This is a genomic window from Marinobacter sp. G11 (assembly GCF_021282325.1).
Classification (GTDB): domain Bacteria; phylum Pseudomonadota; class Gammaproteobacteria; order Pseudomonadales; family Oleiphilaceae; genus Marinobacter; species Marinobacter vinifirmus.
On the sequence record NZ_JAJSPB010000013.1, the window covers coordinates 89,511 to 102,248 of the forward strand.

Genomic DNA, 12,738 nt, shown 5'->3' on the forward strand with positions numbered 1-12,738 from the left:
CTGGTTAATGTGCGGTAAGGAGCCCGCAATTCTCACAACCGCATCAGGTCGTTGTAAAGAGCAAACACCATTAAACTCAGAATCAAAGCCATACCAATTCGTAATCCCAGCGCCTGCGCGTGCTCCGACACCGGCTTCCGGCGGATGGCTTCGATGGTGTAATACACGATGTGGCCGCCGTCCAGAACCGGAACCGGCAGCAAGTTCAAAACCCCGAGACTGACGCTCAGATACGCCAGGAACCGGACAAAATCCTCGAATCCGGAACTGACGCTGGCTTCCGCCACCCGGGCGATGGTGATCGGCCCGCTCAGGTTAGTGGGCGACAACAGGCCGGTGACCATCTTCTTGATGGCCACCAGTGTCAGCCGGGTGTCGGCCCAGGTTTCTTCAAGCGCATTGGGAATCGCCGCCAGCGGGCCGTAGCTAATCTCCCGAAGCACGCTATCCGGCCAGCTTATGGCCTGCACCCCGGCGCCCACAAAACCGATGTCCTGGCCGTCTTCCAACGTTCTGGTGGCCGGCGTTACCGGAACATCCAGAGTCTGCCCGTTCCGCTCCACGGTTAACTGCAGCTGCTGCTCCGGGGACTCGCGAATGATATCTACCAGCGCGAACCAGTCCGCCACCGGCTCACCGTCAACAGCGGTAACCCGGTCATCGGGCTGCATCCCCGCCATGGAGGCGCGGCCGTCTTCACTGATCTGACCCAGCACCGCCGGTACGTCCGGGCGCCAGGGGATGATGCCGAATTCCGCCAGCGGATTGGGTTCGTCGTTGCTGAGGTTCCAGCCGTTCAGCGGGGCTGAAAAGGTACCACGGGCACCATCACGGGAAACTTCCAGCGAAATGGGGCCCTGCTCCCCTGCCCGCTCCAGCAGGCGCATGTTCACGTCGCGCCAGGACGTCACCTGGCGGCCGTCCACCCCCAGAATTTCCATACCTTCCTGCAGGCCCGCGCGCTCGGCCACGCTGTCTGGCGCCACTTCGCCAACAATCGGCGCCACCGTGGTCACTCCCACCACACTGATCAGCCAGTAGGCAAAGATAGCGAAAATAAAGTTGGCGACGGGCCCTGCTGCCGCAATGGCAATGCGCTGGGATGGCGGCTTGGAGGTGAAGGCCTGGTCTTCGAGTTCGGCCGGCACAGGGCCTTCCCGGGCGTCCAGCATTTTCACGTAGCCGCCAAGAGGGATGGCGGCTACGGCAAATTCGGTGCCGTGGCGGTCGTACCAGGAAAACAGCGGCTTACCGAAACCCACAGAGAAACGCAGCACTTTGACTCCGCAGCGGCGAGCGACCCAGAAATGGCCGAACTCGTGCAGCGTCACCAGAATGCCGAGGGTTAGTGCAAGTGCCAGTACGCTTTGAATAATCTGCATAGACTGTCCGGTTGATAACTGAAAGCCGGCGCAACACGCCCCGCCGGAATCAGACCGATAAAAGGCGAATCTGTTCCATTGCCCGTTCGCGGGCTTCGGCGTCTTTCCGGAAGATGGTATCGAAACTGTCCGCCGATACCACTTCGGTGGCCGCCAGTGTTCGCTCTATGATAGCGGGGATGTCCGCAAAGCACAGCCCGCCTTCAAGGAATGCCGCCACGGCCACTTCGTTAGCGGCGTTGAGGACAGCTGGCGCGGTGCCACCGGTGGCGAAGGCTTCAGCAGCCAGCCTCAGGCACGGAAAACGCTGCAAATCCGGGCGCTCGAAGTGAAAGCGGCCGATGGCGAACAGGTCCAGGGGAGCGACCCCGGCTTCAATGCGCTCGGGCCAGGCCAGGCCATTGGCGATCGGAGTTCGCATATCCGGGCTACCCAACTGCGCCAGCACCGAGCCGTCTGCATACTCCACCATGGAATGGATGATGCTTTCGGGATGAACGTGCACCTCCACCTTGTCCGGCGAGGTATTGAACAGCCAGCAGGCCTCGATGAGCTCCAGGCCCTTGTTCATCAGGGTGGCGGAATCGACGGAAATCTTCTGGCCCATGGACCAGTTGGGGTGGGCACAGGCCTGGGCAGGCGTTACCGAGCGCAACTGTTCGGCCGGCAAAGTGCGGAACGGGCCGCCAGAGGCGGTGAGCAGAATGCGGGTAATGCCAGCGGCTTGCGGATTACGCACCTTGTCTGCCGGCATGCACTGGAAGATGGCATTGTGTTCCGAATCGATAGGCAGCAGTTCAGCACCGGATTCAGCCACGGCATCCATAAAGAGCTGGCCGGACATGACCAGGGCTTCTTTATTGGCCAGCAACACGCGCTTGCCAGCGCGCACCGCCGCCAGTGTCGGCGCCAGCCCGGCAGCCCCGACAATCGAAGCCATTACGGTGTCGGCCTGTTCGGCTGCTGCTACGTCGATAAGCCCTGGCTCGCCACTGAGCACGTCAATGTCAGGGCAATCGGCGAGCAGGCCAGCCAGTTCCTCTGCCGCCCGGGCATCCGCCATCACCGCTACCCGGGGGCGGAATTCGCGGCAAAGCGCGGCTAATTCCGGTGCACGGGTTCCCGCCGTGAGGGCGTGAACCGAAAAACGCTCCGGGTGCCGCCGAATAACATCCAGGGTACTCAGGCCAATTGAGCCTGTTGCTCCCAGTACCGTAATGCTGCGTGTGATCATAGATTCCAGACACCCGTAGACAACCAGCCCAGCAGCGTGGTCATCAGGGCAAAGACGGGAATGGCGGCGGTAAGACTGTCAATACGGTCCATAATGCCACCGTGCCCGGGCAGCAACTGGCTGCTGTCTTTGATACCACGGAAGCGCTTGAGCATGCTTTCCAGCAAATCCCCCAGCACCGATACCAGGCCGGTAACGAGGCTTGCCAGCACCAGCAGAACGGTTTGCACGGCACCGGCACCGGCAATCAGGCTTGCCGCCACTGCCAGGGCAGCGACCGCTGCCAGGCCACCCCACACGCCAGCCCAGGATTTACCGGGGCTCACTTTCGGCGCCAGCTTCGCCTTGCCGAAGGCCCGGCCGGCAAAATAGGCGCCGATATCTGCTACCCAGACCACCAGGAAGATGTAGAGAATGGCCAGCAGGTTATTGGTCAGCTCACCGAACTGGAAGCTGCCGGTACGCAGATGGTTCAGCCCTACCCAGGCGGGAACCAGCACAAACAGCCCCATCAGGGCCCGTAGCGGCACGGCACCCCAGCGATCGGAGCCCGCCGGGTAACGGCTTACCAGCCCGAAGCACACCAGCCACCAGAGCAGGGCCAGCCAGAGCACTGTTATGGCCGGCACCTGCAACTGCCAGATCACGGCCAGAAGCCCTGCCATGACCAGGGCATAAATCACGCGCCCCGGCTGGCCTTCGATACCGGACATATTGGCCCACTCCCAGGCGCCAAGGGAGATAATGGCACCGGTAAACAGGGCGAAGCCCGCCGGAGGCAGGAAGAAAATCCCGCCGATCGCGATAGGGGCCAGGATAAGCGCGGTAATAATTCGGGTTTTTAACACGGTGTTGGTCGCTATATCGTTATTGTTTTGTGGCGCGGGCGGCGATCTGGTCATCGGTTTGCCCGAACCGGCGCTTGCGCCCGGCGTAGGCTTCCAGTGCCTTCTGCATTTGATCGGCCTTGAAGTCCGGCCAGAACACCTCAGAGAAATAGAATTCGGTGTACGCCAGGTGCCACAACAGGAAATTGCTGATGCGCTGCTCGCCAGCTGTACGGATCAGCAAGTCAGGCATGGGCAGGTCACCGATACTCAGGTGCTGCTGGATCAGGTCATCAGTGATATCTGAAGCTTCCAGCTCGCCAGCGCGCACTTTTTGGGCCACTTGCCGGGTGGCCTCGGTAATATCCCAGTGGCCGCCGTAATTGGCGGCAATCACCAGGGTCATGGCGGTATTGTCACGGGTGAGCGTTTCGGCCCGCTCCATGTGTTCCTGGAGGGTCGAATTAAACGCGGAGCGGTCGCCGATAATGCGAAGGCGAATGTTATTTCTGTGCAGCTTGCGGACTTCCCGTTCCAGGGCAATCAGGAACAGGCGCATCAGCGCCGAAACCTCGTCTTTCGGACGACGCCAGTTCTCACTGGAAAACGCAAACAGGGTGAGCACTTCCACACCTTGCCGGGCACAGGTTTCTACCACGGCTTTCACCGCATCCACGCCGGCCTTGTGGCCTGCCACTCCCTTGAGCCGGTGCGCCTTGGCCCAGCGGTTATTGCCATCCATGATAATGGCCACGTGCCGGGGGCGGCTGTCTGCCTCCACCGGAATTTCTGCGGTTACTTGTCCCGTCATGAAATCCTCTGCGCGGCGGACATCCAGCCGCCGCTCATTCTGCTCTGAACAGACCCGGGCGATTATACCGCCATCAGGTCCTCTTCCTTCACCTTCAGCAGCTTGTCGACTTCAGCGATGTGCTTGTCGGTCAGCTTCTGGATTTCTTCTTCGCCACGGCGCTGGTCGTCTTCGCTGATTTCCTTGTCCTTCAGCAAATCCTTCAGCATGCTGTTGGCGTCACGACGGGCGTTACGGATAGAAACCCGGCCGTGTTCGGCATCGGCCCTGGCCTGTTTGACCATTTCCTTACGGGTTTCTTCGGTCAGCATGGGCATGGGTACGCGAATGGCGTCGCCATTGGTGGACGGGTTCAGGCCCAGGTCAGACATCATGATGGCTTTTTCGATGGTCGGTACCAGGTTCTTTTCCCAGGGCGCCACCAACAGGGTGCGGTTATCTTCTACGTTCACGCTTGCCACCTGCTTCAGGGGTGTTTCCTGGCCGTAGTAGTTCACCATGACGCTGTCGAGAATGGCCGGATGGGCACGGCCGGTACGGATTTTGTTAAACGCCGAACCCAGAGCCTCCAGGCTCTTTTTCATTTTCTTTTCGGCTTCTGCTTTGATGTCGTTAATCACGTAAAAATCCTCAATTCGTTATTCAATCAGTGTGCCTTCTCTCTCACCCGTCACAATTCGGGTAAGAACGCCGGGCTGGTTCATGTTGAAAACCCGCAGCGGCATACCGTGGTCCTGGGCGAGGACGATGGCTGTCAGATCCATCACACCCAATTTCTTTTCCAGAACCTCATCGTAGGTCAGGTGGTCATATTTTACTGCGGTAGGATCAAGATTGGGATCGGCAGAGTATACGCCATCCACCTTGGTGGCCTTGAGTACCGCATCTGCTTCGATCTCGATACCGCGCAGGCAGGCCGCCGAATCCGTGGTAAAGAACGGGTTACCGGTGCCGGCGCTGAAGATCACCACGTCGCCTTCTTTCAGGTCGCGCACGGCGCGGCGGCGGTCGTAATGTTCAACAATACCACTCATGGGGATGGCAGACATCACGCGGGTACGAATGTTGGAGCGTTCCAGGGCGTCACGCATGGCCAGGCCGTTCATCACCGTGGCCAGCATACCCATGTGGTCGCCGGTTACGCGGTCCAGGCCGGCAGCGCTCAGTGCGGCGCCACGGAACAGGTTACCACCACCAATCACCAGCCCCACCTGAACACCAATGCCTATCAGGGCACCGATTTCCAGGGCCATGCGGTCAAGAACTTTGGGATCAATACCGAAATCGTGCTCGCCCATCAGGGCTTCACCACTGAGTTTGAGCAGAACGCGCTTGTATCTGGGCTGGGTTTTTGAAGATGTCGACATGGTGATCCCCTTCTCGTCTGTTGGCTATCCGGTATCAAACCCGCTGCAGGCTTGTATCTGACATACTCCTCGAAAAAGGGGTATCTCAGATACAAGCCCGCCACGAAAGCCGGGAAATCCCGGCTGACGTGGCAGACTCAGGTAGCCCGGCCGCTTTGCGCGACCGGGCCGGGAAGAGGGATCAGGCCTTGCCTGTGCCAGCGGCAGCAGCCACTTCAGCGGCGAAATCCACTTCTTCTTTTTCGATGCCTTCACCCACTTCCAGGCGAACGAAGCCAACCAGGTCGCCACCGGCGGCCTTGATCAGATCACCCACTTTCTGGTCAGGGTTCTTGACGAACGGCTGCTCAACCAGGCTGTTCTCAGCCAGGAACTTCTTGATACGGCCACCCATCATCTTTTCAATGATCTCTGCAGGCTTGCCTTCCATGTCCGGCTGGGCCTTGATGATTTCCTTCTCTTTTTCCAGCTCTTCGGCAGGCATTTCGTCCGGCTTGCCAACGCGCGGGTTAACAGCGGCAACGTGCATGGCGATGTCGCGGGCCAGCTCTTCGTTACCGGCGCTCAGAGCTACAACAGAAGCAATCTTGTTGTTGCTGTGAACGTAGCCACCTACAACCGGGCCTTCAACCTTGATGATACGACGAACAGTGATGTTTTCGCCGATCTTCTGAACCAGCGCTTCACGCTTGGCTTCCAGGTCGCCAGCCATCAGGGCTGCAACGTCGGTTTCGCCTTTTTCGAAGGCAACGTTCAGAACGTCGTTGGCGAAGCCCATGAAGTTGTCGTCACGAGCAACGAAGTCAGTCTCGGAGTTCACTTCCAGAATGTAGGCAACGGTGTTGTCGTCAGACACTTTAACCAGAGACACACCTTCAGCAGCGGTACGGCCAGCCTTCTTGGCGGCTTTCAGGCCGGAAGACTTACGCAGCTCTTCGATTGCAGCGTCAACGTCGCCACCAGCTTCAACCAGTGCCTTTTTGCATTCCATCATGCCAAGGCCGGTACGCTCACGCAGCTCTTTGACCATTGCAGCGGTAATTGCAGCCATGTTCAATCCTCTTAAATCGTTTCCGAATTCGGTGGGGAGGTATGCCCGGATAAACAGGCGGGCATACCTTACAACTCAAACGTGAAGTTTAAGTGTTACTCGGCGGCCGGAGCAGCGCCTTCGGCGTTCTCGCTGACTTCAACAAACTCGTCAGCACCGCCTGCAGACTGGGAAGCTTCCAGGCAGGTGTCGGCAACAGCCTTCACGTAGATCTGGATGGCGCGGATGGCGTCATCGTTACCCGGGATCACGTAGTCAACGCCGTCCGGATCGCTGTTGGTATCAACAACACCGATTACAGGAATGCCCAGCTTGTTGGCTTCCTTGATGGCGATACGCTCGTGGTCTACGTCGATAACGAACAGCGCGTCAGGCAGGCCGCCCATATCCTTGATACCACCAATGGAGCGCTCGAGCTTGTCCATTTCACGGGTACGCTCAAGGGCTTCTTTCTTGGTCAGCTTGTCGAAAGTACCGTCTTTGCTCTGGGCTTCCAGGTCACGGTAGCGACGGATAGACTGACGGATGGTCTTGTAGTTGGTCAGCATGCCACCCAACCAGCGGTGGTTAACGAACGGCTGGCCGGAACGCTCGGCTTCTTCCTTGATGATCTTGGCGGCAGCACGCTTGGTGCCAACGAACAGGATCTTGTTCTTGTTCTCAGCCAGGGACTGAATGAAGTTCAGGGCTTCATTCATGGCCGGAACAGTCTGCTCCAGGTTGATGATGTGAATCTTGTTGCGGGCACCGAAAATGAACTTGCCCATTTTCGGGTTCCAGTAACGAGTCTGGTGACCAAAGTGAGCACCTGCTTTCAGCAGGTCACGCATATTTACCTGAGCCATGATATTTACCTTTTAGCTTCGGGTTAGACCTCCACGCGTCCGATTGCCCCAACCAGTCTCTGCAAGCGCATTATGTGAGCTGCTAGCAGGTACCGGCACCCTGGGACAACGTGCTGACACGTGTGTGAATTTGCCGGATTCGTTTCCAGCGGGCGCGTTTATACCACAAAGCACCTGCCGCACGCCATTATTTTTGCCCCGTAACTTAACCCGGAGCTATGGCATCCATAGCACCACCCCGCCTTGTACCTTACCCCCATGCCCCTTAAAATGGCTGTTTGACGCAAATCAACAGGAAGTCCGATGCAGGTATCTATCAAGACCCCCGAAGAAATCGAAAAGATGCGCGTAGCCGGCCGCCTGGCTGCTGAAGTTCTGGAGATGATCGGCGAGCACGTGAAGCCCGGCGTAACCACCGAAGAACTCGACCGCATCTGCCACGACTACATTGTGAACGAGCAGAAAGCCATTCCGGCCCCGCTCAATTACAAGGGATTTCCGAAGTCTATCTGCACCTCGGTCAACCACGTTGTCTGCCACGGCATCCCTTCAGACAAGAAAGTACTGAAAGACGGCGACATCATTAATATCGATGTGACAGTTATTAAAGATGGCTACCACGGCGACACCAGCAAGATGTGGGTTGTCGGCAAGCCCAAGCCCGGCACCGAGCGACTGATCCAGATTACCCGGGAGTGCCTCTATAAAGGTATCGAGCTGGTCAAGCCGGGCGCACGCCTGGGCGACATCGGCCATGTGATCCAGCAGCACGCAGAGAAACACCGTTACTCGATCGTTCGGGATTACTGCGGCCATGGCATTGGCGCGGTATTCCACGAAGAGCCACAGGTGATGCACTACGGTAAGCCCGGAACCGGCCTGGAACTGAAAGAAGGCATGACCTTCACCATCGAACCCATGCTGAACCAGGGCAAGTACCACACCAAGATGCTGGCCGACGGCTGGACCGCCGTGACCAAGGACCACAAACTGTCTGCCCAGTGGGAACACACCATCCTGGTAACTGCCGATGGCCACGAAGTACTGACCAAGCGATCGGAAGAGTCCTTCTAAGTGGACCGGAGTGAGCTGGAGTCCCGCATCAGTAACGACCGCTCACCGGTCTCCGCGGCCCGGCAATTACTGCGGGAGAGTTACGACGCCGATGCCGATGCATTCCGCGAGGGCGCAGACGTCCGGGCCCTGGTTCGCTCAAGGGCCGACACCGTAGACACCGTACTCCGGCTGATCTGGAATCGATATCCGTTCGCCCGCTCCGAAGACATCGCCCTGATTGCCGTAGGTGGCTATGGCCGGGGCGAATTGCACCCCCACTCCGATATTGACCTGCTGATCCTCACCCGCAAGGGCATGGCGCCCGAGTGGCAAGACGATCTGGGCGCCTTCATTACCCTGCTATGGGACCTGAAACTGGATATCGGCCACAGCGTGCGCAGCATGGACGAATCCATCGCCGCCGCCCGGGAAGATATCTCGATACTTACCAACCTGCTGGAAACCCGTACCATTGCCGGGCCAGACAGCCTGCGGCAAGCCTTGAGCGAACAGGCCTACTCCGACGAGGTGAGTTCCGACAAGGCCTACTTTGTGGCCAAGCGGGAAGAGCAGCAGCAACGCCACAAGAAATACGGCGACACCGAGTACAACCTGGAGCCCAACGTAAAAGGCTCCCCGGGCGCCCTGCGGGACATCCAGACCATCGGCTGGATTACCAAGCGTCACTTCGGCCTGCAAAGCATCGCCGACCTGACCCGCTTCAGCATCCTCACCGAGGAAGAGCACCAGATTCTGCACGAAGGCGAAACCTTCCTGTGGTGCCTGCGCTATGGCTTGCAGCTGATTGCCGACCGCAACGAGAACCGCCTGCTGTTCGACCACCAGCGGGCACTGGCCCATATGCTGGGCTACCAGGACCAGGGCAAGCGGCTGGGCGTCGAACTAATGATGCAGCAGTACTACCGTACGGTGCTGGCCCTGGCTGAAATCACCGATGTGCTTTTGCAGTATTACGACGAAGCGATTATCGGCAGCGGCACGGAAGACGAAATCCGTCCGCTCAACAAGCGCTTCCAGATGCGCAACCTGTATATAGAAGCCATCAACAACCAGGTGTTCGCCTACGCCCCCTACGCCATCATGGAAATCTTTGTGCTGATGGCGCAGCATCCGGAGATCAAGGGCATTCGCGCCACCACCATCCGTTCACTGCGGGCGCACCGGCACCTGATTGACGATGCCTTCCGTAACGACCTGGCTGTCACTACCCTGTTCATGGAACTGATGCGCACGCCCCATGCACTGGACCAGACCCTGTCCGCCATGAAGAAATACAACGTGCTGGGCCGCTACCTGCCGGAGTTCGGCCAGATCATCGGCCAGATGCAGCACGACCTGTTCCATATTTATACCGTGGATGCCCACACCATGCGGGTAATCCGCAACATGGTGCGACTGACCGGCACCGAGGCCCAGAGCGAATACCCCCTGGCCTCGCGCCTGATTCATCGGCTGCCCAAGCTGGATACCCTTTACATTGCCGGCCTGTACCACGATGTGGCCAAGGGCCGGGGCGGTGACCATTCCGAACTGGGCGCTATTGATGCCGAGGCCTTCTGCCAGCGTCATCACCTGAGCGAACGGGATACCCAGCTGATTTCCTGGCTGGTGGAGAACCATCTGTTCATGTCCATGACCGCCCAGCGCAAGGACATTTCCGATCCGGATATCATCCAGGCCTTCGCCCGGGCCATGCCCAGCCAGGCCCACCTGGACTACCTGTACATCCTCACGGTGTGCGACATCAGTGCCACCAACCCGAAACTCTGGAACACCTGGCGCGCCTCGCTGTTGCGCCAGCTGTATATCGAAGCCAAGCGAGCCCTGCGCCGGGGTATCGACACCCCGGTAGACCGCCAGGCCTGGATAGACGCCACCCGCGAAGAGGCCCGGGAAATCCTGCGCGCCCAGAACATGACTGACGAGCAGGTCGACAAAATCTGGGACACGGTCGATGAGGAATATTTCCTGCAGGATTCCACCGTGGATATCGCCTGGCAAACCGCCGCGATTATCCGCCATGGCGACAACCCGGACCCGCTGGTACTGATCCGCGACACCCGGGGCGGCCCCACAGACGGCTACTCGCAAATCATCATCTACATGAAAGACCGGGTTGCCCTGTTTGCCGCCACCACCGCGGTACTGGAACAGCTGAACCTGAACATTGTCGACGCCCGCATAAACTCCAGTGAAGGCCCCTACTCCATCAGCTCCTACGTGGTTCTGGACGAGCAGGGCCAACCGCTGGGTGTTGACCCGGCCCGCAAAGAGCGGGTTCGCAAGCGCCTGATCGAAGAACTGGACGATCCGGAAGACTACCCCGACATCATCCACCGGCGCACTCCGCGCCAGTTGAAGCACTTCGCATTTCCTACCGAAGTGACTTTCTCCAACGACACCATTAATCAGCGCACGGTGATGGAAGTCATCACCCCCGACCGTCCGGGCCTGCTGGCACGGATTGGCCAGGTATTACTGGAACACCGGGTGCGCCTGACCAACGCCAAGATTGCCACCCTGGGCGAACGGGTAGAGGACGTTTTCTTTATTACCGACGAACACGGTGAACCCCTGAGCGACCCGAACGTGTGCCAGGCCCTGCAACAGCACATGAGTAAAATGCTGGACGATATTCAATGAACCCGAACCTGGAAAGACTGCACCCCTACCCCTTTGAAAAGCTGGCCAAACTGAAAGCCGGCATCAGCGTGCCGGAGCACCTGGCACCGATTTCACTGGGCATCGGCGAACCCAAACACCCGTCACCCGCCTTTGTTAAACAGGTGATTGCCGACAACCTGGACAAACTCGCCAACTACCCGACCACCAAAGGCCTGGACGAGCTACGCCAAGCCATCGCCAACTGGGCCAGCCGCCGGTTCCAGCTGGCCGAGGGCACACTGGACCCTGCAAAACACGTGGTGCCGGTTAACGGTACCCGCGAGGGTATCTTTGCCCTGGTGCAGGCGGTTGTAGATTCCAGCAAGCCAGCAACCGTGGTGAGCCCAAACCCGTTTTACCAGATTTATGAAGGCGCAGCGTTCCTGGCCGGTGCCGATCTGGTCTACCTGCCCTGCGACGCAAGCAACGGCTTTATTCCGGACTTCGATGCGGTTCCGGAATCTGTCTGGAAGGACTGCCAGATTCTGTTCCTTTGCTCCCCCGGCAACCCCAGCGGTGCCGTAATTCCCCGGGAAACCCTGGTAAAAGTGATCGAACTGGCCGACCGCCACGATTTCCTGATCGCCTCCGACGAATGCTACTCCGAACTCTACCCGGACGAAGCCAACCCGCCCGAAGGCCTGCTGCAAACCTGCGCAGCCATCGGCCGGCACGACTTCAAACGCTGCGTGGTGTTCCATAGCCTGTCCAAGCGCAGCAACCTGCCGGGCCTTCGCTCCGGATTTGTGGCGGGCGACGCCGAGGTACTGGCGGGCTACCTGAAATACCGCACCTACCACGGCTGCGCCATGCCCGTTCAAAACCAGCTGGCCAGCATCGCTGCCTGGAACGACGAAGACCACGTACGGGAGAACCGCGCCGCCTACCGGGCCAAGTTCGAGGCCGTGGTGCCCATCCTGCGTGAAGTGATGAACGTAGACTTCCCGGATGCCGGTTTTTATCTATGGCCGGAAACGCCCATGAGCGACGAAACCTTCGCCCGTGAACTATCCGCCCAGCAGAACGTACACGTACTGCCCGGCCGCTACCTCTCCCGCACCGTGAATGGCCACAACCCCGGCGAAAACCGCGTACGAATGGCGCTGGTGGCACCGCTGGAGGAGTGTGTGGAGGCGGCACGGCGGATTGTGGAGTTTGTTAAACAGAATTGATTAGCCACGGAATACACGGAAGGACACGGAAAAATGAAAAGATAAAGACTGTTTTGCCACGAAATCCACGAAAGAACACGAAATGAAAGACAAAGAACTTTTGGTTTTTCAAATCAATAATCTTTGTTCGTGTTTTTTAGTGGATTTAGTGGCGAAAAAATCTTTCAATCTTTTTTCCGTATCCTTCCGAGATGGGATGGTCTCCTCCCCACTCCAAATCGGCGTCGCAATGCGCCAGGATAGAGGTTGCAGACACTATCCAAGAGTTAAGGAGGAGACCATGCATCAGAATACCGTGATCGGCATCG

At 58.6% G+C, this 12,738-nt stretch carries 12 protein-coding genes; 4 read left to right on the forward strand and 8 right to left on the reverse strand.

Annotation, left to right across the window (positions count from 1 at the left end; translation table 11 throughout):
• Window positions 1-32: 32 nt before the first annotated feature.
• From rseP to rpsB, 8 genes are all read right to left on the reverse strand, one after another.
• Window positions 33-1,382 (reverse strand): RIP metalloprotease RseP, encoded by a 1,350-nt coding sequence (gene rseP / locus LWH94_RS10405; RefSeq protein ID WP_232902167.1) that lies wholly within the window; start codon window positions 1,380-1,382, stop codon window positions 33-35.
• A 49-nt stretch (window positions 1,383-1,431) separates the two neighbouring features.
• A complete protein-coding gene (gene ispC / locus LWH94_RS10410; protein WP_232902168.1) occupies window positions 1,432-2,616 on the reverse strand; it encodes a 1-deoxy-D-xylulose-5-phosphate reductoisomerase in 1,185 nt (394 codons plus the stop codon).
• The gene (locus LWH94_RS10415) at window positions 2,613-3,464 is read right to left on the reverse strand and encodes a phosphatidate cytidylyltransferase (RefSeq protein WP_232902177.1); all 852 of its coding nucleotides are present in this window, start codon (window positions 3,462-3,464) and stop codon (window positions 2,613-2,615) included. Before LWH94_RS10415 ends, ispC begins: the two co-directional genes overlap by 4 nt.
• Before the next feature lie 19 nt (window positions 3,465-3,483).
• Window positions 3,484-4,254 (reverse strand): polyprenyl diphosphate synthase, encoded by a 771-nt coding sequence (gene uppS / locus LWH94_RS10420; RefSeq protein ID WP_022989867.1) that lies wholly within the window; start codon window positions 4,252-4,254, stop codon window positions 3,484-3,486.
• Between the two features lie 62 nt (window positions 4,255-4,316).
• Window positions 4,317-4,874 (reverse strand): ribosome recycling factor, encoded by a 558-nt coding sequence (frr, locus tag LWH94_RS10425; RefSeq protein WP_232902169.1) that lies wholly within the window; start codon window positions 4,872-4,874, stop codon window positions 4,317-4,319.
• 18 nt (window positions 4,875-4,892) lie between these two features.
• Entirely contained in the window at window positions 4,893-5,621 is a 729-nt protein-coding gene (gene pyrH, locus LWH94_RS10430; protein ID WP_022989865.1) for a UMP kinase, read from the reverse strand.
• A gap of 181 nt (window positions 5,622-5,802) precedes the next feature.
• Window positions 5,803-6,672 (reverse strand): translation elongation factor Ts, encoded by an 870-nt coding sequence (tsf, locus tag LWH94_RS10435; RefSeq protein ID WP_022989864.1) that lies wholly within the window; start codon window positions 6,670-6,672, stop codon window positions 5,803-5,805.
• Between the two features lie 95 nt (window positions 6,673-6,767).
• Entirely contained in the window at window positions 6,768-7,517 is a 750-nt protein-coding gene (gene rpsB, locus LWH94_RS10440; protein WP_022989863.1) for a 30S ribosomal protein S2, read from the reverse strand.
• A 303-nt stretch (window positions 7,518-7,820) separates the two neighbouring features.
• Between rpsB and map the strand changes: the two genes are divergently transcribed.
• The 4 genes from map to LWH94_RS10460 all read left to right on the forward strand — a co-directional run.
• Entirely contained in the window at window positions 7,821-8,591 is a 771-nt protein-coding gene (map, locus tag LWH94_RS10445; protein WP_232902170.1) for a type I methionyl aminopeptidase, read from the forward strand.
• Window positions 8,592-11,237 (forward strand): [protein-PII] uridylyltransferase, encoded by a 2,646-nt coding sequence (locus LWH94_RS10450; protein ID WP_232902171.1) that lies wholly within the window; start codon window positions 8,592-8,594, stop codon window positions 11,235-11,237.
• Window positions 11,234-12,430 (forward strand): succinyldiaminopimelate transaminase, encoded by a 1,197-nt coding sequence (gene dapC / locus LWH94_RS10455; RefSeq protein ID WP_232902172.1) that lies wholly within the window; start codon window positions 11,234-11,236, stop codon window positions 12,428-12,430. The genes LWH94_RS10450 and dapC overlap by 4 nt, the downstream gene beginning before the upstream one ends.
• An 82-nt stretch (window positions 12,431-12,512) precedes the next feature.
• A partial coding sequence (locus LWH94_RS10460; protein ID WP_232902173.1) for a hypothetical protein occupies window positions 12,513-12,738 on the forward strand: 226 nt, incomplete at its 3' end.